General features: G+C 56.7%; 21 protein-coding genes and 1 pseudogene. 8 read left to right on the top strand and 14 right to left on the bottom strand.

Features of this window, described 5'->3' with window-relative positions; translation table 11 throughout:
* Positions 1-127 precede the first annotated feature (127 nt).
* Positions 128-940: an exodeoxyribonuclease III gene (gene xthA / locus DKB71_RS11155; protein ID WP_408600390.1), complete on the top strand. Its 813-nt coding sequence runs from the start codon at positions 128-130 to the stop codon at positions 938-940.
* Between the two features lie 26 nt (positions 941-966).
* Positions 967-1188: a hypothetical protein gene (locus DKB71_RS11150; RefSeq protein WP_408600389.1), complete on the top strand. Its 222-nt coding sequence runs from the start codon at positions 967-969 to the stop codon at positions 1186-1188.
* Positions 1189-1203: 15 nt separating this feature from the next.
* Here the strand turns inward: DKB71_RS11150 and DKB71_RS11145 are convergent, their stop codons facing one another.
* The 8 genes from DKB71_RS11145 to DKB71_RS11110 are packed head-to-tail and all read right to left on the bottom strand — an operon-like array spanning position 1204 to position 9813.
* Positions 1204-2307 (bottom strand): DegT/DnrJ/EryC1/StrS family aminotransferase, encoded by a 1104-nt coding sequence (locus tag DKB71_RS11145; RefSeq protein ID WP_408600388.1) that lies wholly within the window; start codon positions 2305-2307, stop codon positions 1204-1206.
* Positions 2291-3532 carry an MFS transporter gene (locus DKB71_RS11140; RefSeq protein ID WP_408600387.1) on the bottom strand — a complete coding sequence of 414 codons (1242 nt, stop codon included), beginning with the start codon at positions 3530-3532 and terminating at the stop codon, positions 2291-2293. Before DKB71_RS11140 ends, DKB71_RS11145 begins: the two co-directional genes overlap by 17 nt.
* On the bottom strand, positions 3529-5790 hold the full coding sequence (locus DKB71_RS11135) for a glycosyl hydrolase family 65 protein (protein WP_408600386.1): 2262 nt from the start codon (positions 5788-5790) through the stop codon (positions 3529-3531). The genes DKB71_RS11140 and DKB71_RS11135 overlap by 4 nt, the downstream gene beginning before the upstream one ends.
* Positions 5784-6833 (bottom strand): NAD-dependent epimerase/dehydratase family protein, encoded by a 1050-nt coding sequence (locus tag DKB71_RS11130; RefSeq protein ID WP_408600385.1) that lies wholly within the window; start codon positions 6831-6833, stop codon positions 5784-5786. Before DKB71_RS11130 ends, DKB71_RS11135 begins: the two co-directional genes overlap by 7 nt.
* Before the next feature lie 20 nt (positions 6834-6853).
* Positions 6854-7504, bottom strand: coding sequence for a hypothetical protein (locus tag DKB71_RS11125; protein WP_408600384.1), 651 nt, complete (start codon positions 7502-7504; stop codon positions 6854-6856).
* Between the two features lie 3 nt (positions 7505-7507).
* Positions 7508-8002, bottom strand: coding sequence for an adenylyltransferase/cytidyltransferase family protein (locus DKB71_RS11120; protein ID WP_408600383.1), 495 nt, complete (start codon positions 8000-8002; stop codon positions 7508-7510).
* Between the two features lie 7 nt (positions 8003-8009).
* A complete protein-coding gene (locus DKB71_RS11115; RefSeq protein WP_408600382.1) occupies positions 8010-8513 on the bottom strand; it encodes a GNAT family N-acetyltransferase in 504 nt (167 codons plus the stop codon).
* Positions 8503-9813 (bottom strand): aspartate aminotransferase family protein, encoded by a 1311-nt coding sequence (locus DKB71_RS11110; RefSeq protein ID WP_408600381.1) that lies wholly within the window; start codon positions 9811-9813, stop codon positions 8503-8505. The genes DKB71_RS11115 and DKB71_RS11110 overlap by 11 nt, the downstream gene beginning before the upstream one ends.
* A gap of 496 nt (positions 9814-10309) precedes the next feature.
* On the opposite strand from DKB71_RS11110, the pseudogene DKB71_RS11105 reads away from it, so the two are divergent.
* Together DKB71_RS11105 and DKB71_RS11100 are read left to right on the top strand one after the other, a co-directional pair.
* Positions 10310-10597 (top strand): annotated as a pseudogene (locus DKB71_RS11105) (hypothetical protein); the annotation flags it as partial.
* Positions 10598-10736: 139 nt separating this feature from the next.
* Entirely contained in the window at positions 10737-12077 is a 1341-nt protein-coding gene (locus tag DKB71_RS11100) for a substrate-binding domain-containing protein (protein WP_408600380.1), read from the top strand.
* Between the two features lie 57 nt (positions 12078-12134).
* Here DKB71_RS11100 and DKB71_RS11095 read toward each other — a convergent pair whose 3' ends face one another.
* The gene (locus DKB71_RS11095) at positions 12135-12653 is read right to left on the bottom strand and encodes an ankyrin repeat domain-containing protein (RefSeq protein WP_274077678.1); all 519 of its coding nucleotides are present in this window, start codon (positions 12651-12653) and stop codon (positions 12135-12137) included.
* A gap of 96 nt (positions 12654-12749) precedes the next feature.
* Complete coding sequence (locus DKB71_RS11090) at positions 12750-14588, bottom strand: long-chain-acyl-CoA synthetase (RefSeq protein ID WP_408600379.1); 1839 nt, start codon at positions 14586-14588, stop codon at positions 12750-12752.
* A gap of 345 nt (positions 14589-14933) precedes the next feature.
* On the opposite strand from DKB71_RS11090, the gene DKB71_RS11085 reads away from it, so the two are divergent.
* Positions 14934-15209, top strand: coding sequence for a DUF3509 domain-containing protein (locus DKB71_RS11085; RefSeq protein WP_274077676.1), 276 nt, complete (start codon positions 14934-14936; stop codon positions 15207-15209).
* Positions 15210-15281: 72 nt separating this feature from the next.
* On the opposite strand, the gene DKB71_RS11080 is transcribed toward DKB71_RS11085, so the two are convergent.
* Genes DKB71_RS11080 through aroC form a run of 3 tightly spaced genes read right to left on the bottom strand, consistent with a single transcriptional unit; the run spans position 15282 to position 18095 of the window.
* A complete protein-coding gene (locus DKB71_RS11080; RefSeq protein WP_408600378.1) occupies positions 15282-15824 on the bottom strand; it encodes an acireductone dioxygenase in 543 nt (180 codons plus the stop codon).
* Positions 15821-16996 (bottom strand): MFS transporter, encoded by a 1176-nt coding sequence (locus DKB71_RS11075; RefSeq protein ID WP_274077674.1) that lies wholly within the window; start codon positions 16994-16996, stop codon positions 15821-15823. Before DKB71_RS11075 ends, DKB71_RS11080 begins: the two co-directional genes overlap by 4 nt.
* A gap of 7 nt (positions 16997-17003) precedes the next feature.
* Entirely contained in the window at positions 17004-18095 is a 1092-nt protein-coding gene (gene aroC / locus DKB71_RS11070; protein WP_274077673.1) for a chorismate synthase, read from the bottom strand.
* Positions 18096-18178: 83 nt separating this feature from the next.
* Between aroC and DKB71_RS11065 the strand changes: the two genes are divergently transcribed.
* Both DKB71_RS11065 and DKB71_RS11060 read left to right on the top strand, forming a co-directional pair.
* Positions 18179-19177 carry an alpha/beta hydrolase gene (locus DKB71_RS11065; protein WP_408600377.1) on the top strand — a complete coding sequence of 333 codons (999 nt, stop codon included), beginning with the start codon at positions 18179-18181 and terminating at the stop codon, positions 19175-19177.
* 99 nt (positions 19178-19276) lie between these two features.
* Positions 19277-20068 carry a hypothetical protein gene (locus DKB71_RS11060; RefSeq protein WP_274077671.1) on the top strand — a complete coding sequence of 264 codons (792 nt, stop codon included), beginning with the start codon at positions 19277-19279 and terminating at the stop codon, positions 20066-20068.
* Between the two features lie 114 nt (positions 20069-20182).
* On the opposite strand, the gene prmB is transcribed toward DKB71_RS11060, so the two are convergent.
* Positions 20183-21091, bottom strand: a complete 909-nt coding sequence (gene prmB / locus DKB71_RS11055) for a 50S ribosomal protein L3 N(5)-glutamine methyltransferase (RefSeq protein ID WP_408600376.1) — start codon at positions 21089-21091, stop codon at positions 20183-20185.
* 239 nt (positions 21092-21330) lie between these two features.
* Here prmB and DKB71_RS11050 point away from each other — a divergent pair, with 239 nt between their 5' ends.
* Positions 21331-21921 (top strand): cysteine hydrolase family protein, encoded by a 591-nt coding sequence (locus DKB71_RS11050; protein WP_274077669.1) that lies wholly within the window; start codon positions 21331-21333, stop codon positions 21919-21921.
* Positions 21922-21932: the final 11 nt, after the last annotated feature.

Raw genomic sequence — 21932 nt, 5'->3', positions numbered from 1 at the left:
TTGGGGCCGAGACAGTTCCTTGCTGATCGCAAATCAGTGTAGGCAATGAAACCCTGTTCGTCCCACCCCGCACTGGCCCCCATTGCCCATGTCAGCTAGCATCGCCCTTTTGCCAGGACTGCCGAGCATGAAGATCGTCTCCTTCAACATCAACGGGCTTCGCGCCCGTCCCCATCAGCTGGCGGCGCTGATCGAAAAGCATCAGCCGGACGTGATCGGGTTGCAGGAAACCAAGGTCCACGACGACCAGTTCCCGCTTGAAGAGGTCAAGGCCCTGGGCTACCACGTGTATTTCCATGGGCAAAAGGGTCATTACGGCGTCGCCCTGCTGTCGCGCCAGGAGCCACTGGCCCTGCATAAAGGCTTTGCCACCGATGAAGAGGATGCCCAGCGACGCTTCATCTGGGGCACCTTCGCCGACACCAATGGCGTGCCGGTGACCATCATGAACGGCTACTTCCCCCAAGGTGAAAGCCGCGACCACCCGACCAAGTTCCCGGCCAAACAGCGTTTCTACAACGACCTGCAGGTGCTGCTGGAAAGCCAGTTCAAGAACGACCAGCCGCTGGTGGTGATGGGCGACGTGAACATTTCCCCGGAAGACTGCGACATCGGCATCGGCCCGGACAACATGAAACGCTGGCTGAAAACCGGCAAATGCAGCTTCCTGCCTGAAGAGCGCGAGTGGATGGCCCGATTGAAGAACTGGGGTTTGGTGGACAGTTTCCGCCACCTGAACCCGGAGGTGGCTGACGTCTTCAGTTGGTTCGACTATCGCAGCCGTGGCTTTGAGGACGAGCCCAAGCGCGGGCTGCGGATCGATGTGATCCTCGCCTCCCACGGCCTGATGCCGCGGGTCAAGGCGGCCGGTGTCGACTACGAACTGCGTGGGATGGAGAAACCATCGGATCATGCGCCGATCTGGTTGGAATTGAGTTAACAAAGCGCAGTTTGTAGGATTCCGGCTTGTCGGCGAAGTCGGCCTTGAGTATTGGGGCTGGGCTTTCGGGCGCCTTCGCCGGCAACATCGCGCCGCTGGTGATGTGGCTGTGCAGCCCGGCGTTGGCCCACGCCAGCGGCCAGATCTTCGAAAGCCAGGGCGGACGAATTTCCGACTCCCGAACATTGGCCTTTCCTGCAGCGCTCTGGCCAATGTACCTGTGCGGACGCAATGTATTTCACTCTTGACCGCGCCCGTAAAGGTCATTGCTTTTCCATGAGATCAAAGCGTTTTATCGTGGCTACAACCTTTTCAACATCACTGTCTGTCAAATGATGGTGGCAAGGAAGAGTTAGCATTTCTCGGGACAGGCGCTCGGTATTGGGCAAAACAACCGGAGGTTGGCTCTTCAACCAAGCCTCTTGCCAATGAATAGGCGTAGGATAGTGAACAGCAGCGTGTATATCATTTTCAGCAAGGAAGCTCTGTAACCTGTCTCGGTGCTTTGACTGCACCACATAGTGGTAGTAGGACCCGCCAGGTTTGCCGCGGCCAAGGTCTACGGTCGTTGCCGTCCGGCTAAGGGCCTGATCATAGAATGCAGCGATTTCCACTCTCCGTTTCAACCATTGGTCCAGATATTGGACTTTGAGGTTGAGTGCTGACGCTTGCAGTGAATCCAGGCGCGAGTTGACTCCGAACAGCACCGATTCATTACGCGTTTCCAACCCGTGATTACGTGCCTTAATGGCATATTCGGCAATCTCCGGATGGGTCGTCACCAGCACCCCACCATCTCCAAAGCCACCGAGTGTCTTTAGTGGATGCATGGAGAAGGCTGATGCATCGCCTCGAGTGCCCACTTGGTGCCCGTCGATAGTAGTACCGATAGCCTGGGCGCAGTCTTCAATTACCACCACACCGCGAGAACGACACAAGTCGATTATCGCGTCGATGTTCAATGGACGCCCACGCAGGTAAACAGGTATGACTGCTTTCGTCCGGGCATTCATGAGAGGCTCGATGGTATCGACGTTGATGAGTTCGTCATCGCCCACATCTGCTAGAACGGGTTTAGCACCAGCGGCAACTATTGCCCCAACCGTCGCGACGAACGTATTTGCGCAAGTGATGACTTCATCGCCTGGTCCAATTCCAAGTGCCCGCAGCGCCAGGATCAAGGCGTCAGTGCCTGAATTGAGGGAAATTGCGTTGGCGCCGTTACAGCGCTCGGACATCCATGCTTCAAACTTTGCGACTTCCTCGCCAAGTACAAAGTCACCCGTCGCCAGAAGCACCTGCCATCGTTTAAGAATCAGGGCTGACAGGTCGTTTGCCTGCTCTAACACATTATTGCACTTGATCATTTTGAGCACTCCTTGGCATCAACTTAAATGCCGCCAGAACAATTAACACTGTGCTTACGGCACTGAGGATCGCCGTGAGGGAAAGGGTCTGAGAATAACCAACCAGCCCGCCGACGATCCCGCTTCCAAGATAAATGAAGGGGTGCAGGCCACTGGTAAAGAACGTATCGACTGCCACCACTTTGCCAAGGTCCTTCTCAGGAGACAGTGTCTGCATAGCGGTGGCCCATCCCGTCAACCAGGCCGCTTCAACGATGCCTACGAAGGTCGCCCCCAGTATCACCATCCAGGAGGAACTTCCTATGCCGAGAAGAGCCATCGCGGCAGCCAGCAGTAAGCCGCAGATCACAAAAAGACCGATCAGTCGCTCATGGCCGGAAGCGAGAACCGTGATGATAGAACCAATGCACGCGCCGAATCCCGATGCGGCCAGACACAATCCCCACATCTCTTCGCTGAAGCGATCGCTGATCGCATAGGGTGCGACTACCAGAAAAATGGGGAAGCACAGTACGTTCACCACGAGCGTGGCTGCGAAACCCAGCGAAAGCATGGAATTGCCGGTAATAACGGTAATGCCGCAGAGCGCTTCTCGGATCGAGACTCCCTCCTCGAACTCACGGGGCTCCACATCGGGCAACATCGCCGTATAAATGGCGGCGCAAAAGAATGTCAGACCATCGATCAATATGCCCCAGACCGGATCCCAGAAAATGATGAACACACCCAGTGTCGCGGGAAACAGCACAGCAACTAGGTTATCGACAAAGTTCATCGCACCATTGCCGGCAACAAGTGCTTGCTTGGGCAGCAAATTGACGAGCAGCACTTGGGCACAAGGACGGGACACCCCAATGCCGATACCAAATATCAGATAGGCAAAGGTCAGGAACCACCAGGGCGCACCGGAGAAAATCAGCGCCACCGCGGCGAACTGCGCAATACCCCGCGCCGTATCGGTATAAATCAGAACCTGTTTCGGCGACTTTCGATCCGCCAGCAAACCTCCGGCCAAGGCCCCGATCACGGCCCCTACCCCGACTGCTGCCATAACAAAACCAAATACATCTGCTCCGAATCCGCTCCGAATAAGCGCTATCGGCAGCGCTGCCAGACAAATAGCGTCACCGGCCATCGAGAGGCTTTGCCCGATGAGTAACTTGCGAAAAGAAGAGACGTTCAGCGCATCGGTATAAGGTGATAAGCGATCGGCAATGGAGATCATAAGTAATCGTCCTTGAGGCCTATGCTTGCGTCCTGGTTTAAGTGCGTATCGAGCCTCACCCCCCCTCTCCTTACTTCCAGTTCGCCTCGACCATGGATCGAGACCTTGAACCGTTGCCCACGAAAATAAAGCGTGAAGTTGTATGAGTTCCAATGGGAAGGTAACTGCGGTCGGAAGGACAATCGCCCCTCTCTAACTTCAAGGCCAGCCAATCCTTCGACAAGTCCTTGCCAAGCGCCGGCATAGGCGGAAAGATGCAGCCCATTGCTGTAATCAGTCACGGGGGTGAAGTCCAGGTTATAGCGACTAGCCCGTAGGATGAAGTCGGCACTAGCTTCCGTTTGGCCCAAATGTGCCGCAACCACTGCATGGGGGCCATAGCTCAGCGAAGACTCATGCACTGTTCGCGGTTCATAATAGTTAAACGCAGTGCGCTTAACTAAAGTTGAAAAATCCTCGGGAAATAGTGACATGAGCAAAACGATGTCCGCTTGCTTTATCAAGCGTGAATCGAAATTTTGCAACTTTTCGGCCTTTTCCCGTTCAGTCTCGTCAACAAACTGAGGGCCACATTTTTTATCCATCCTGAGGCAAGTGTCCGGCAGGGAAGCGTACCCCTCGAACTCCTCAGGGATCGAAACACCCTCCACCATCATCCAGGGCAGGTAGACGTTATCCGCCAGGGTATGCCACCACTCGATTTCCGCCGCCAACACCGACGGAAAACCGCTACGACCTACCAGTGAGAGGGCAAGCCTGATGCACCATTTGAGCATATAGTTGGTAAAGAAACTGTTATCCACATGATAATGATATTCGTCCGGCCCCATCACCGACTTCAGGATAAAGGCATGTTTATCCTCCGACCAGTTGAAAGCTGACGCCGCAAACCTGGCACTTTCAACAATTATTTGGTATCCCCGTGACTCCATATACGTGTCGTCACCGGTAGCCTTCCAGTATTTATTCAGTGCATAGCAAACATCCGCCGAGATGTGCAGCACCTCCTTGCCGCTCCATTCTCGTCTAAATTCGGGATCTGGGTAGGACAATACGTAATGTGGCCCGTTCTCGACGCCCATGTCATTGGATGCTTCAGGATAACGTGCCCCGGCGAAGCCGTTGACCTGTGCGAAGAATCGCGCCTCCTCTATGAAATCGTAGCGATAATTGATCAAGGCTTTTGCGATCTCGGGGTCGTTCCAGATCCAGAAAATGCATTTATGCAGTTCTGTGTCAAAGAACGTGGCGCCAGAATGATAAGTGCTAGTTAATCCTCGTGCCGGTGAAATCACACCTTTGCCTTTAATCTTTAAACCGACACCATGTTGCAAGAGTTGGAAAACGGAATACTTCATACCTAGCTCCGCAGGACTACCTCCTGAATTGATGATGACATCATGATCATTCCAAAGCGCATTCCACTTTTTTTGGTGTGCGCTTTCGATGCCAGCCGGGTCAGTTTCGGAGGAAAAACACTCAGCAATCGGATTAAGCGGATCTAGTGCTAACTGCCAGTGCACGGAAAGTTTGTGATGACCAATTGTTGAAAAATCAAAAGTTATCGAGGCGACGCAGCCACCTTCCTGTTCATTCCAGTAGATAAAGGAGCTAGCGACCGGATGGGATCTTCCGAAGCGAAGATTATAACCCAGTCGCCGTTCACGCATCTCCACTATTACACTTAACTCTCCGCCCTCGTAGAAACTTTGTTTGATATCATAGTGACGGGTAGTCAACCAAGCGGAGGCGCCCAGGTATTCATTCAGTGCCGAGTCGTCCATGCCAAAGTCCAACCGCACCCGATGCGGTTTTCCCCAGCCGCCGACCTGGCACAATCCTATATAGGTCGAAGCAGCGGTGTCATCGGGCGCCTCGACGAATTGCCTTACCGTCAATTCGTATTCGACGCCCCCCACGAGCGTCCGTTCGGTACTAGTGACGGTTGCCTTGTCCAGCGACAATACAACAGTCGGAGCGCCCTGGTGACGTGCAGGCTCACCTGTATCGACATCATAGAGTCGGATAATCCTCGGCGCCGGTAGTGAGACTATTTCCCGTGACACTCCGGTGCCGGGAGCATAGATACCCCCTACCAACAACTGTGTTCGTTTCGTTCGCGCCGATGAGTTGGGTATGTAGGGACGCACCCCCATATGAGCATTGGCCAGAGTTGCCACGCAGGCTACAAATGCGGAAGAGCTCGAACAGATCTCGACGATCTCCTCTGTCTGTTTTCCATAAGAAATGGTTAGCACGACGGGGTTTCTCCGCAAGGCTCAAAGGACCAATCGTTGTGTTGCATATTTAGAACATTGTGGTAGCGAGTGTCCGAGAGCACATCACCACTGTCTATGAACTTTCCCAACTGCCATTGCTCGCATAACTCCAGGACGGCATCCCGGATCGAATAGACGAAATCGAAGCCTAGTTGCTGCTGGACCCGGCGCGAATCCAAGCGGTATGAGCGAGCATCATCACTGGCGGAGGTGATAATCGGTACATTGGTCGAGAAGTATTTGTCGACGATATCTTTTACTTGGTTTGCGATATCGGTGACCGTATGGTTTTCGTAACCGACGTTGATGGCTTGTCCACTGATAAAACTTAGGGATTCTCGCTGGACGAGCATCGTATAGAGTCGAGTGAGATCGCCGATATGGACATTTGGCCGGTATTGGCTGCCTCCAAACACGGTGATTTCACCGCGGGCAAGTGCGCTGACAGTCAGGATATTTACTGTGAGGTCAAGCCGTTGTCGGGGCGACCATCCGCAAACCGTGGCTGCTCTTATGGCCACAGTCTGGAAGGTTGAATCAGTCAAGTCGAAGAGTATTTTCTCCCCAAGCGCCTTGAATCGATTGTAGTCAGTGATCGGAAGGCAGGCTTGGTTCTCATCCACAAAAGGTTCTGCATTGATCCCATACACGCTCGCCGAAGAAGCGTAGATAAAACGCTGGCAACCCAGGAGCTTTGCGCTGCCCATTATATGGGGTAGGCAATCGATATTAATTGACTGGCCCAGTTCAGGAGCTGAATTGAAACTCGGGTCATTGGCCACTGCGGCAAGATGGATAACGGTACTGGCGCCCTGCAAGGCCTTCTCTAAAACGGGCTTGTCACGCACATCACCCTTGATGAATTCCAGTCGAGGGTGGCCTATGAGCAGCTCAAGCCCGTTGCCGAAAAACAGTGCGTCCAAGACCCTGACCCGATAACCTGCGGCCAGCAGTTTGGGAACTAGCCTTGATCCAATGTAGCCCGCTCCACCCGTAACAAGAACAACAGTTGCATTACTCATATCCACTTCTCCCTGGGTTATTATCTCGGCAACATAAATTCATCGAGTGAGGAAAGTATCGAGACACGAGGGTCGTTTGCCCTGGGTTCACCTTGGTTGCGGCGAATCTGCCAGGCATGGATTCCAAGGCGGCACGCGAGATCAGCAGCGTATGGACTATCGTCGATAAGATGGACATCCATCGCAGCCCGTGTACCGATCAACTGCTTAAACAACTCGACTCGCTTCTGATTGGCGGATTGCTGAGAAACTGTCTTGGGTTGTGTGAGCGAGAATGCTGACTGGTGCAAAGTAATATCGAACAAGTCAGCGGCATTCTGCGAAGCCGTATAGAAGATGACTGGCTGCCTGGCGTCGTCAATGCGCTGCAGCAGGCGTAACGCATCGCTGAAAAGTTCGGTGCCCACGCACAGGCGTTGAAATTCGTTCTGCTTGTAGGCGGATAGCTCACTGGCACTCAATGAGTGGAGAGCGCCTTGACCTTGAACGTCTCTTTTCAGCTCCAAGAGACGTGAAGCCCCTTCCATTCGGGGACGTCCAGCAATGTGATCGATGTACTCATTACGAGTTAATTCGGTGCCCCCAATTTTGAGGGCGGTATTACGCCAAGCCTCAAAATGTGGCGTATTGAGTACTGTACCGTCTAGGTCAATTAATATGAGAGTCGACATTGTTCAGTCTCCAAGCTGAATATTTTTGGACATAACTAATCGAGCAATTCGAGAAGTCGAGTCGAATACCCTATTATCCGTCAGGACCATACGCCCTCCCGCACTTTCAACTAGAGTTCGCTCTGCCTGTAGTCTCACGTCAGAACCAGTGCTGTAATCCGCCCCCTTGAAGTAGATATCAGGTCGCAAAGTCTTGATCATGCACTCGGCCGTCGGCATATTGCTGATAATCACATGATCGCAATAGCGGATGGAGGCAATAAACTCAGCACGTTTGCAATCAGGAAAAACCGGTCGATCCGGGCCTTTATTGACAAAACTGTCAGCAGTAATTGACACAAACAAGCGGTCTACCATCGTGCGCGCCCGCTTGAGGTGATAAATGTGCCCAGGATGGACTATGTCAAAACAGCCATGGCAAAGCCCAACGACGAGACCTTTGCTACGGTAATTCCCCACAACATCCTGTAGTTCTTTAATATTATTTAAAACGCCCATGATAGTTTCATTTCCTTGGAGGGAGAAATTTCGCCATTATGTTCAAGTGTTCGTAGTCGCCCCAATAGTCGGGTATTTTTCCAACAATCTGAAATCCATTACCCAGATGAAACTGATAGGCCGCTCGCTCCTTATCTATATTCCCGATATCCAGGCACAAATAACGCTTACTACGCTCAAAAGCATATTTTTCAAGCTCCATATAAATCATTGAGGCTATTCCACGGCGCCGATAGTCGCTATCAACAATCAACCAGTCTGCCCACAGAACCTGTCTGGATGGAATCGGGCCTAGCGAACAACCCATGGTTCCAACAACTACTCCTTTCACAGTCGCGACAAAACGAATTCCTTCATGATCAGTATTCGTGAGCTCGCTAGAAAATTGGATATATGCAGACTCCGTCAGATCCTCTATCGAAGCGATCTGAGCAACCAGGTTTAATAACGCCGGCATATCAGAGTCATTGAAGGAGCGAATACAAACACCATTATCATACTTACTTCTCATGAAATTCTAACCTTTTCAATGCCGAGTCTAGGCGCTCGCAGGCATCCTCAATCATCTTGGGGGTATGGGCGGCCGATAATGTCACGGGTTCTGGACAGTAACTAAGAGGCATCAGAAAACCGTACAGACTGTATTCCTTGGACAATATGTAAAATAGTTTTCTGGCGAACTCTACAGGGTAGTATTTTTCTATTTCTTTCATTGTCCGAGGGCGCTCATCTGCGCCAATGTGAACGCCGATCCGTCCGCCATAACTGTCGAGATAACAGGGTATTCCGTGCTTGTCGAAAACATCCCTAAGACCTTTTTTTAACTGAGACTCCAACGCCGCGACATATCGAAATACAGCACCGTCCGCTAAGTGCTCGATAACGGCAAGAGCAGCGGACACCGAAAGATAGCGTCCCGTATTGGTGCCGCAAACCTGAACAGGTCCTCGTGGCGCGATGATGTCCATGTACTCGGCTTTACCGGCAATTCCGGCAATCGGCATGCCGCATCCAAACGCTTTACCATAGGTCGCGATGTCCGGGACGACATCAAAGTCTTTCTGAGCCCCGCCGAGGCTGGCACGAAAACCGGTCAAAACTTCATCAAAAATCAGTAAAGCGCCATGTTGACTCGTAAGTGTACGTAACTCTTGTAGGAATCCCTCGTCCGGTCTTATGCAGCCAATGTTCAAGGCCACAGGTTCGAGAATAATGGCAGCTACATCCTCTTTGTATCGTTCAAATGCGCTCTGTATGGCTTTCAAATCGTTCCATGGAACTGGGACAGTTAGAATGCCGTATTCGCCTGGAATTCCTACGGTCCCTGACAGACGCTCCAACTCGCCGCTGGCCAGTACTTGACCCGAACGTGGAGATGAATCGACATTCCAAGTCAGAGAGTCATTGAGCCCATGGAAGTGTCCCTCAAACTTCAAAATCATACGTTTTCCGGTTACAGCGCGGGCTATACGAGTGGCATACATAGTGGCTTCAAGGCCAGAGTTGGCTAGACGCAATTTCTCCGCACACGGTACAACAGCGCAAAATTTTTCGCTCAATAGCCTATGTTTATCTGTTTCGTACTGCTGAAGAAATCCTTGCGACAAAGAGCGGGTTATAGAATCTTTGATGATGGCGCTATCCCCCAAAAGACACGATCCCCATCCCATTATATAATCGTCGCACCATTCTCCCGTGGCGATCTGAACGCGCGCCCCAGAGGTATTTTTAATATGAACTGGGCCGACAACCGATAAATGATTCCATCCTGCCAGCACACTTCCTACTCGCGCTTCGCTTTTGCACTTCATTTTTTCATGGCTCCTTCGCGTAGATAAAGCAATCGGTTCGTGAATCCTGTATTACCCACCATTTTTGATTACGGCACTGCAAACTGGTGCGAGATCGTCGCTTATACAATGCTTTGTGCGATCCCGTATTCCACTGCACCTTCACTGCTTCGCATCCTTTAATCGTTGTTCTTTAATACAGGGACACTTTTTGGAAAGTGCGCATTCAAGATACTTTGGCGCATGTCAATTTATTATGCTCACGCGGCTCTACTTTACAATTGAAAGACGTCATGAAACGTCCCATTCGGATGTGGGTTTATTCCTACGTGAAAGCGGGACGAAACCCTGATAATTTGCAGATGCGTGAAAACTTGCGAACTTGCTTCGCTATTTCAATAGCTTGCACTGTTTAAAAGATTTCGACGAACACTCATTTTTATCACTGTTTTAAAAAGATTCCCGCTCGGTAATTCCCGCGAGCAGTGCTTGGCAACGCCAAATGGAGTAGCTACGTTTCGACATGGAGGTAATGCGCCCTCTAGCCGCACTTTGTCTCCACAGCAGTGTGTTTTCCATCAAGCAACTGCGCTACCCGAACATTTGCCTGTAGGAGCGTTTTGTCGGAGACAAGGTGAAGCTCGTTTGCGCCAACGGCTTAAGAACGGTGCTAATGGCAACGGCGACGGTTGGCATGGTTGCGGCGACCAAGGGGGTGGATAAGATTAAACCTCCCTGCCCCGAATCGGAGCCCTATAGGAGCGAAACCAAAGCACAACAGGCTTGTCGGCGATCGCGTCCTTGAGGCTTGCGCTGGTCTTTCGGGCATCTTCACTAGCAAGCTGGCGCCTACAAAAGCGTGGGCGACATACAGGGTTGTCATCTTTCGGACATCTTTCTGACTTATTCTCCCGGCACTTCCATTGGTCTTCAAAGGTGCCGGCATGTCGCTGAGCGGGTTGCTCCTGTTGATGTTGTGCGCCTGGCTGCCGCTGTCGGCAACGGCCAGCGCCTTGCCGATCCCCGGGCAGGGTCCGGTGTTGCGCATCCAGGGCTCCAACACCATTGGCGCGGCACTGGGGCCGGCGCTGGTCGAAGGTTTGATGCGCGAGCAGGGTCTGCTCAAGGTGCACAGCGAAGCGGCGGACAAGGCCAACGAATCGCGTATCGTCGGTGAAACCCTGGAAGGCCGTCGGGTCGAAGTGGAGCTGGCGGCCCACGGCTCCAGCACCGGCTTCACCGCGCTGAAAAGCGCCAGTGCCGATCTCGCTGCCTCTTCCAGGCCGATCAAGGACAGCGAGCTGGTCAGCCTCCAACCACTGGGCGACCTGAAAAGCGCCGCTGCCGAACAGGTCATCGCCATCGATGGACTGGCGATCATTCTGCATCCGCAAAACCCGTTGAACACTCTCGATACCGGCCAACTGGCACGCATTTTCAGCGGCGAGGTGAAAACCTGGGAAGAACTCGGTGGCCAAGGCGGCGCCATTCATCTCTATGCGCGCGATGATCAGTCCGGCACCTACGATACTTTCAAAGAGCTGGTTCTCAGTGGTCATGGCAAAACCCTGAGCGGCAGCGCAAAACGGTTTGAATCCAGCGAACAACTGTCCGACGCCGTCACTCAGGATCCCCATGGCATCGGCTTCATCGGCCTGCCCTACGTGCGCTCGGCCAAGGCCGTGGCGATTGCCGACGGTCAGTCCATGGCGATGCTGCCGCTCAACAGCCTGATTGCCACGGAAGACTACCCCTTGTCCCGGCGCCTGTTCCTGTACCTGCCACCCAAGGGCAACAACCCTTGGGCGCAAGCGCTGGTGGCCTTCGCGCAAAGCCCCAAGGGCCAGGCGATCGTCGCGGCCAACGGCTTTATTGCCCAAACCATCCAGGCCATGAACGTCACGCCGAATGCGTTGATGCCCGAGGGCTACCAGGCACTGAGCCGCCACGCCATGCGCCTGACGGTGAACTTTCGCTTCGAAGAAGGCAGCGCCAGCCTGGACAACAAGGCCCGACAGGACCTGTCACGGGTGCTCGACTACATGAAACAGCACGACAAGACCGATCGCCGGGTAACGCTGGTAGGGTTCGGCGATGCCAAGCTCGACCCGGCACGTGCCGATCTGCTCTCGAAACTGCGGGCCATGGCAGTGCGCCGCGAACTGGTGAAAAGTGGCGTGGTGCTGCGTGATGTTCGCGGTTTCGGCGCCGAAATGCCGGTGGCAGCCAACAGCGAGGATGAGGGGCGGATCAGGAATCGGCGGGTCGAAGTCTGGGTTTATTGAGCCTGTCAGGCCAGGTCCTTCAGCAAAGCGGCTGATCGAACCTGGCCCGAAACGCCATCAGCCCAGCAGTTTCTCAAGCTGCGCAACGGTATCGACGGCACCCATGGTCTTGGCGGCATCCAGCGCGGTAATGCCGTTGGCGTCCTTGGCGCGCGGGTCGGCACCTTTACCGATCAGGTAGTCGACCACTTCGACGCGGTTGAACATCGCGGCCATCATCAGCGCCGTGCGGCCGTCGAAAGACGAACCTTCGACCTGTGCGCCCCCCTCGACCAAGGCCTTGATCACGGCCAGGTCACCCTTGAAGGCCGCGCCGGCAATCGGGCTCTGGCCGTTGTCGTTGCGGATTTCCGGATCGGCCTTGTGTTCGAGCAAGACTTTTACCGTGTCGACGTGGCCGTGGTAAGCGGCCAGCATCAGCAGGGTGTCGCCCTTGTGATTGCGCAGGTTCGGCGGCAGGCCCTTGCTCAGCAGTGCAGCCATCATGGCCGCATCGCCCTCACGCGCCTTGTTGAAGACCTGTTCGGCAAACTCGGCAGCTTCTTCGGGGGTCATCTGGCGGCTGTTGTCTGACATTGAACGCTCCACTTTCAGTTTTTCGCAAAGCCGACAGTTTCCCGAGCGGGCTCGTCACTGTCACTTCTTTTTTCTGGAACACGGCCATAGCCCTGTTCAATAGCGATGCTTGCCACCCTGGATCTCCGCCAGGACCTGGTCGGTGACCTGCACGTAGGTGTCGGTGCCCGGCAACCAGGCGTAGATCGGGTCATCGCCGGTCCTGCCGGGGTCGAACGCTTCGTCCTTGAGCCGGGTCTTCTGGTATTTGAACGTCCCGGTGGTTTCCATTTTCACTTTCACCCGCAAAAACAACGGCACCGCGTAGGCCGGCATGTGTTGACGGGCGAAGGCCAGCAACTCGTCGAAGTCCAGGGTCGCCAGGGATTCCGCAGGGGTGATCGCGGCCATCCCGGCCCGGCCGTTGGTGTTGTTCACTTCCACGCCATAGGCCACGGCCTCGGAAATGTTCGGGTGCTGCAGCAGGATGTTCTCGACCTCGGTGGTCGACACGTTTTCACCCTTCCAGCGGTAGGTGTCGCCCAGGCGATCGACAAACTGCGCATGACCGAACCCGATGTTGCGCAACAGGTCGCCGGTGTTGAAGTAGCGGTCACCCTTGACGAACACGTCGTGCAGCACGACTTTTTCGGTCTTGTGCGGGTCGGTGTAACCATCCAGCGGTGCCTTGTCGTCGATCCTGGCGAGCAGCAGCCCCTGCTCGCCCTTGCCGACCTTGCGCATGAAACCGTTGGCGCCACGGGTCGGCGCGCCGCTGTCGTGGTCGTACGCCGCCAGCTCCCAGGACATCAGGGAAAAGCCCACGGTATTGTCGAAATTGAGGATGTTGGTAAAACCGATGTTGCCGTCACTGGCGGCGTACAGTTCGCAGATATGCTCGACCGCGAAGCGCGTCTTGAACTCGCCCCATGCGCCCGGACGCAAACCGTTGCCGATCATCTTGGTCACGCCGTGCTGGCTGTCGTCGACACTGGGAGGCTGGTCGACCAGGTAGCGGCATAACTCACCGACGTAGCCCAGGGTGGTCGCCCGGTACTTGCGTACATCGCTCCAGAATTCTCTGGCGCTGAACTTGCGGCGGATGGCGAACCCCGAGGCCCCGCTGATGGCCGAGCCCCAGCACACGCACAAGCCGGTGGCGTGATACAGGGGCAAGGTGCAGTAGACGATGTCCTCGGGACGCATGTCCAGCGCGATCATGCCGAAGCTTGCGCAACTGCGCATCCAGCGCCCGTGCTTGAAAACCCCGGCCTTGGGCAACCCGGTGGTGCCCGAGGTATAGATGTAGAAACAGGGGTCGTCGAAAAAGACCTGCTGACTGCTGGCGGGGTTGTCGCTACAGGCGTCAACGCTGGCGGTCATCAGGTTGACGAATCCTTCGGGCGCTATGCCCGGGTGGCTGTAGGTGTCCTGATCGGCGACGAACCAGGTACGCGCCACCTCGATCGACACCCGCTCGCGCACCGCCAGGTAGGCCGGGACCAGTTCCGCACCGACGACAATCGCCGCTGGCGTCACCAGGTTCAGGCTATGGATAAGGGTATCGCGGGTTAACGAGGTATTGAGCAACGCGCTGATGGCGCCGACCTTGGCCAGCGCCAGAATGGTCACCAGCAGTTCCGGGCGGTTCTCGATGAAGACCGCCACCACGTCGCCCTTGCCGATGCCTTGGGCCATCAGGTGATGGGCGATGGAATTGGCCCAACGGTTGACCTGCGCGTACGTCAGTTGCACCTCGCCATACAGCAAGGCCGGGCCTTCGGGGTTACGCAGGGTGGCCTGCTCGAAACTCCAGCCCAGGCCACACGCTTGGGTCGGATCCGTGACGTTGGCGACCTTCATGCCCTTGACCACGCGAGGAATGGCTTTGGCAATGGAAGGCAGCTTGCGGAGCATCATGCCCCAGGTGATGGTGTCGCGCTGCGTGCGGCTCATGGCGGTTCCCGTTGGCTCTTCTTATTGTCGGGCGGCATTGATCGACCCCGAAAATACGTCAACGGTTCTGCAGCTGTACACGCGGTTTTTGAAATGTTTTGTATCCGCGACACCGACGTTTGAAATGATGAGCGCGTGGATGGGAAATGGTTCAATCGAATCGCCGAGGACCCCGCAAAATGCAGGATGCACTATAGCCATTCATGCAGATTGCACGAAAACAAAAAAATTCAAAAAATATAAGTCGTTGTTTTATATGAATATTTTCCACGGATAAATACTGGCACAATCACTGCAACAGCCTCCCCATGCTTTGCCATCCAAGCACTTACGGAGCTGATAGACATGAGCCTGATCCAAGAAAAATTCTCTTCCTTGTTCTCCAACTTCGACGTGATCACCCAGGATCGACCTGACGGCGGCATCCTGCTCACCTTGCGCAGCGAAGGCCGGGAATTCAAACGCTCGATTTCCTACCAGCAGCTGCACAATGGCGACCAACTGTCGTGGGTCATCAGCGCCATTCGCCGCGACCTGGCCGAACAGGCCAGCGAGTTGCCGCAAATCTCCATGCTGCAAAGCCAGCAGCGTTTTGCCCTGCCGACCTATCATTCGCTGTAAGCGTCAGGCTTCGGTAAACCATCAGGCCGTGCAAGCTGGCGCTTCACGGCCTGAGTTGTATTCGCAGACCGCTCAGTCGTCCATTCGCGGGAATCGACCCGCAATATCGTCGCCGGTGAAATTGGCCACCCAAGGCTGATTGCTGGACAGACGAATCGCAACGACAAAAGGCTGTTCGCCGATGTCCAGCCACTGCCGCGTGCCCGCCGGCAGCATTATCAGGTCGTTTTTCTCGCACAGCACGGCGTAGACGTAATCGTCGATGCGCACAGACAACAAGGCGCTGCCCGCGGCGACCAGCATGACTTCGTCCTGGTCCTGACGCTGTTCTTCGATGAAGCTTGCGCGTATCGAGTCTGTTTGCGGGTGATCGCGGTCAAGGCTGATCACATCCATCGCACGCAACCCGTGCTCGGTCATCAGACTGTCAATTGGCGCCTGATAGGCATTGATGACGTCTTCGTGGCTGGCACCGGGGCGGACCTTCGCCGTGGCTTCCCAGCGGTCGAAGCGAACCCCCTGCTCGGCAAGCGTCGAAGCAATGTCTTCGAAGTGGGTCAGCACCTTGTTGGGGATGTCGGGACTGGAAAGGTGATAAACGGACAGGCTACTCATCTGGCAACTCCTTGATTGTTCAAGAGGGAGCGCGTGTCCTCTTGCATTCGTGTGGCAATGATAACGGCTGCCGCCAGCGCTGCGAGGCTGGCAATACTAAAGGTTAAGGGGGCGCCGAGGGCATTCCAGCTGTAACCGGAATACAGCGCGCCCATTGCGCCACCGGTGCCGGCCAGTGCGGCGTACAACGCCTGGCCCTGCCCTTGCTGGCGCGGGCCGAAGCTGCGCTGCACGAACTGGATGGCCGCGGCGTGAAAACTGCCGAATGTCGCCGCGTGCAGCACCTGGGCAAACAACAACACCCAGAGAAATTCGGCGAACGAGCCGAGCAGCAGCCAACGCAACGCCGCCAGCAGGAAGCTCGCCAGCAGCACGCGCCGCACCGAGAACCGCGCGAGGATCCGGCTCATGGCCATGAACATCAGCACTTCCGCCACCACGCCGACGGCCCAGAGCATACCGATCACGCCGCGGCTGTAACCCAGTCGCTCGAGGTGCAGGGTGAGAAAGGTGTAATAGGGTCCGTGGCTCATCTGCATCAGCGCCACGCACGCGTAGAACGCCAACACCCCGGGGCTGCGCAATTGCGCGAGGAAACCTTCGCCAGTCAATCGCTCGCCCTGCACGGGCTGGGCGTTAGGAACCCACAGGCTGCTGAGCACGATCCCGGCCAGGATCAGCACCAGCGCTGCGGGATAAATATCCAGGCTGAGCCATTCGAACAAGCGCCCGAGCGCCACCACCGTAATGATGAAACCGATGGAGCCCCACAGGCGAATCTGGCTGTAGCGAGAGGTTTGCCCTTGCAGGTGCGCCAGGGTAATGACCTCGAACTGCGGCAGTACCGCGTGCCAGAAGAACGCGTGCAAGGCCATGACCATCGCCAGCCAGGCATAGGTCTGGCTGACGAAAATCAGCGAAAACGTCAGCAGCGTGCACACTGCGCCCAAGCGCACGATGGCCAGCCGCCGCCCGGTGTAGTCGCCGAGCCAGCCCCAGAGGTTCGGCGCCACGCAACGCATCAGCATGGGGATGGCCACCAGCTCGCCGATGCGCGCCGCGGAGAACCCCAGGTGATCAAAGTACAGCGCCAAAAAAGGCGCTGTCGAACCGAGCAAGGCGAAATAGAACAGATAAAAGCTGGAAAGCCGCCAGTACGGGAGGGCCGCCACCGGTGTCTTAGATCTGGCCCAGCACCGGCGTGCTCACCCGCACATCGGCGTTCTGCCCACGGTGGCGTAGCAGGTGGTCCATCAGCACGATGGCCATCATCGCTTCGGCGATCGGCGTGGCGCGGATGCCGACGCACGGGTCGTGTCGACCCTTGGTGATGACTTCCGCCGGGTTGCCATGGATGTCGATGGAACGGCCCGGCGTGGTGATGCTCGAGGTCGGCTTCAACGCCAGGTGGGCCACGATCGGCTGGCCGGAAGAAATGCCGCCGAGAATGCCGCCGGCGTTGTTGCTGAGGAAACCTTCCGGCGTCATCTCATCGCGATGCTCGGTGCCGCGCTGGGCGACGCTGGCGAAACCGGCGCCGATTTCCACGCCCTTGACCGCGTTGATGCTCATCAGCGCATGGGCCAGCTCCGCGTCGAGTCGGTCGAAAATCGGCTCGCCCAACCCCGGCATCACGCCTTCGGCGACCACGGTGATCTTCGCGCCGACCGAATCCTGGTCGCGGCGCAACTGGTCCATATAGGCTTCCAGCTCCGGCACCTTGTCCGGATCAGGGCTGAAGAATGCGTTCTGCTCCACCGAGTCCCAGGTCTTGAACGGGATTTCGATCGGGCCGAGCTGGCTCATGTAGCCACGAATGACGATGCCCTGGGTCGCCAGGTACTTCTTGGCAATCGCGCCGGCCGCCACGCGCATCGCGGTTTCCCGGGCCGAGCTGCGCCCGCCCCCGCGATAATCGCGCTCGCCATATTTGTGGTGGTAGGTGTAGTCGGCATGGGCCGGACGGAACAAGTCCTTGATCGCCGAGTAATCCTTGGACTTCTGGTCGGTGTTGCGGATCAACAGGCCGATGGAGCAGCCGGTGGTGCGACCCTCGAACACCCCCGAGAGGATTTCGACCTCGTCGGCTTCCTGGCGCTGGGTGGTGTGACGGCTGGTGCCGGGCTTGCGGCGATCGAGGTCGCGCTGCAGATCCTCCAGGGAAATCTCCAGGCCCGGCGGGCAGCCATCGACAATGGCGACCAACGCCGGGCCATGGCTTTCGCCAGCGGTGGTGACAGTGAACAGCTTGCCGTAGGTATTGCCGGACATGCAGGACGCTCCGTGAAATGAACCTGAATACGTAATGCGCGCCAGTATACGCAGGCTATCCAAGTAGTTCATCCTCGAACCTTATGGGTGCGTGTGAGTCCAACTCGCACCTTGACGATGATGGCGTGACGATGCTGCGAGTTCTAGCCTTGAGCCTTACCCTGATTTCCGGCTTTGCCCAGGCCACTGTCCTGCAGCGGCCGATCACCCTGGATACCGGCACCGGAGAGCTGTTCGGCTCGTTGCTGCTGCCCAAATCCGAAACGCCGGTGCCGGTTGTGCTGATCATTTCCGGCTCCGGCCCAACCGATCGTGACGGCAACAACCCCGACGGCGGGCGCAATGACAGCCTCAAGCGCCTGGCCTGGGTACTGGCCAAACACAACATCGCCAGCGTGCGCTACGACAAGCGCGGTGTGGCGGCGAGCCTGGCGGCAGCCCCTGACGAACGCAATCTGTCGGTGGAAGGCTACGTGGCCGACACCGAAGCCTGGGGCCGCAAACTCAAGACCGACCCGCGCTTCAGCCAGTTGATCCTGCTGGGCCACAGCGAAGGCGCCTTGATCGCCAGCCTCGCGGCCCCCAGCGTCGATGCCGCGGCGGTGATTTCCATGTCCGGCAGCGCCCGGCCAATCGACCAGGTGCTGCGCGAGCAACTGGGCAACCGCCTCCCTCCTCCGCTGGTGCTGCGCAGTAACCAACTGCTCGACAGCCTCAAGGCCGGGAAGACTGACGACAACGTGCCACCGCAACTGCAGGTGATATTCCGTCCGAGTGTGCAGCCGTACCTGATTTCACTGTTCCGCCAGGACCCTGCCGCGGCGTTCGCCAGGTTGAAAATGCCGGCGCTGATCATCCAGGGCAGCAACGACATCCAGGTCGGGATCAATGACGCCAAGCTGCTCAAGGCGGCCAAGCCGGACGCCGAACTGGCGCTGATCGAAGGCATGAACCACGTCATGCGCATCGTGCCCAACGATGTGAAACGGCAATTGGCCTCCTATAAAGACCCGCAATTGCCGTTGGCGGCCGAGTTGGGCACGCGAATCCTGGCTTTTATTGACGGACTTCGAACCTCTTAAGCGCCTTTAGCACTCCAGTCCTGAAAAAAACGGCCGATAAGCCTTTGTCGCCAGCGCTATGGCTGGCGGCAAGTAGAGCTTGGACAGGATCTCGCCGTTATGACCGATACCCCGACTTCACCCGACACCACCGCTGAAAAAGAGGCACCGCCAGCGGTCGAGCTGCCCTGGGCGGACGTCGACGTCGAGCACCCGAAAATGCTCCGTCTGGCGCCGCTGCAGACCGATCGGAGCACCGGTGGCCGGCCCCTGCGTTTTGTCGAGTTCGGTTATGCCGAGCGCCAAGACAAGGTCCGCAGCCTGCTGCGCATGCGCATCACCCTGCCCGGCCAGCGGGTGCGCAAGGAACAGAATCATCTGGATGTGTGGGTCGATCACCTCGAAAAACGCGTGCATTTCGGACCGGACAGCGGCCTGCAAATCGAACCGCTGAACCGCGGCATCGGCCGTTTCATGGCCGCCTACGGTATCAACTGGGCGAAGAAACGCTGGCCTGGCTACACCGTCGACGGCACCGACCTCAACAACAAGGACGCGCTGAACGAAGACACGCGCCTGCGCCGCGATCACTTTTTGCGGGTGCACGGTTTCGACGTGGTCTACGCCGATGCCCAGCATTTGAAAGGCAGCGTCAAGGAAGTCAGGGTCGGTGACTTGCTGGGCGACTGGAACACCGAGAAACTGCAGGTGGTGGAGATTCTCGAGGCGGCGCAGATGCTCCAGCAAGCCGAGCAGAACCTGGCCGAGCAGGAAGTCAAACTGAAGAAACACGAAGAGAAGGTCAGCAAATACCAGCGTGAAGACGCCGGTTTGCGCTTTACCATTGCGTGTCTGGTAGCGTTTGCGGTGTTTCAGGCGGGGTTGTTGATCTGGATTGCGACACACCGGTAACGGTATTTTTCTGTAGGAGCGAGCTTGCTCGCGAAGGATGCCCGGGCAACGCGTACTTTCTGATGCAGCGCGTAATCGTTGACGTCCATCGCGAGCAAGCTCGCTCCTACAAGGTCAGACGCGGGACGCGAACAATGCCTGATGCTCGCGGCACTGCTCGGCCGTCAACATGAACACGCCATGCCCGCCGCGCTCGAATTCCAGCCAGGCGAAATCGACTTGCGGGTACAACGCCTCGACATGCACCTGGCTGTTGCCCACTTCGACAATCAGCAAGCCCTTCTCGGTCAGGTGGTCCGCGGCCTCGGCCAGCATGCGCCGCACCAGGTTCAGGCCGTCATCGCCGCAGGCCAGGCCCAGTTCCGGTTCGTGCTGGTATTCGTCCGGCATGTCGGCGAAATCCTCGGCGTCCACGTACGGCGGGTTCGACACGATCAGGTCGAAACGCTGCCCCGGCAAACCATCGAAACCATCACCCTGCACGGTATAGACACGCTGGTCGACGCCGTGGCGCTCGATGTTCTGGTTTGCCACTTCGAGCGCTTCGAACGACAGGTCGGCCAGTACCACTTCGGCGTTCTGGAATTCGTAGGCGCAGGCGATACCGATGCAGCCGGAGCCGGTGCACAGGTCGAGAATCCGCGCCGGCTCAGTGCCCAGCCATGGCGTGAAACGGTTTTCGATCAGTTCGCCGATCGGCGAACGCGGGATCAGCACGCGCTCATCGACAATGAACGACAGGCCGCAGAACCAGGCTTCACCCAGCAGGTAAGCAGTCGGCACGCGCTCTTCGATGCGGCGCTTGAGCAGGTGCTGCAGGTGGGCCACTTCGTCTTCTTCCAGATTGCAGTCCAGGTAACTGTCGGCGATTTCCCACGGCAGGTGCAGCGCACCCAACACCAGTTGACGGGCTTCGTCCCAGGCGTTGTCGGTCCCATGGCCGAAAAACAGATCCTCCCCATGGAAGCGGCTGACGGCCCAACGGATATGGTCACGCAGGGTACGAAGGTGGGAAGTGATCACGACGGTAAACTCCAGAAAAATCGACGGGCGATTCTACCAGTCAAACGTCGTCTCGACGACGCAGGAAAAATACCGGGGCAAATGTAGGAAACTTCTGGTTTTCTCACCCACCCTTGAACAAAACGTCATACTTGACAACGCTGCACGCCAGTAACGACGGTGCCTACGATGGTAGCGATTCACAGAAGCGCTCAGCCAGAGGACAATGTCGCAAAAGCCCCACTCGAAGGAGCCCCAGAATGTCCGTTCCACAAACGATGTTTCAACTCAGCGGCCGCGGTTACGCAGCAGCCAAACTGAGTCATGCGACCCTGATCATCATCGATGCCCAGAAAGAGTATCTCAGCGGCCCCCTGGCCCTGAGCGGCATGGATGCGGCTGTCGCGAACATCAAGCAATTGGTGACGGCTGCCCGTGCGGCCGGCCGGCCCATCGTGCATGTCAGCCATCTCGGCACCGTTGGTGGGCTGTTCGACCCACGCGGCGAGCGTGGCCAGTTCATCCCGGGGCTGGAGCCGCTGGCCGGCGAAATCAAGATCGAGAAGATCCTGCCCAGTGCCTTCCATGGCACGGACCTGAAAAAACGCCTGGAAGAACTGGGCTCGGTGGATCTGGTGGTGTGCGGCTTCATGAGCCATTCCAGTGTCAGCACCACCGTACGGGCGGCGAAGAACCTGGGTTTCCGCTGCACCCTGGTGGAAGACGCCTGCGCCACCCGCGATCTGCCGTACAAAGGCGGCGTGCTGAGCGCCGAACATGTGCAGCAGACCGAAATGGCGATCATGGCGGACAACTTTGCCGCCCTCGCCCTGACCAACGACCTGGTCTGAGCAGGGTTCAT

It is taken from the genome of Pseudomonas sp. PLMAX (assembly GCF_046042685.1).
Lineage (GTDB): Bacteria > Pseudomonadota > Gammaproteobacteria > Pseudomonadales > Pseudomonadaceae > Aquipseudomonas > Aquipseudomonas putida_AE.
Note: the sequence above shows the minus strand (reverse complement) of the source record. Positions and strands in the feature narration are given on the sequence as shown.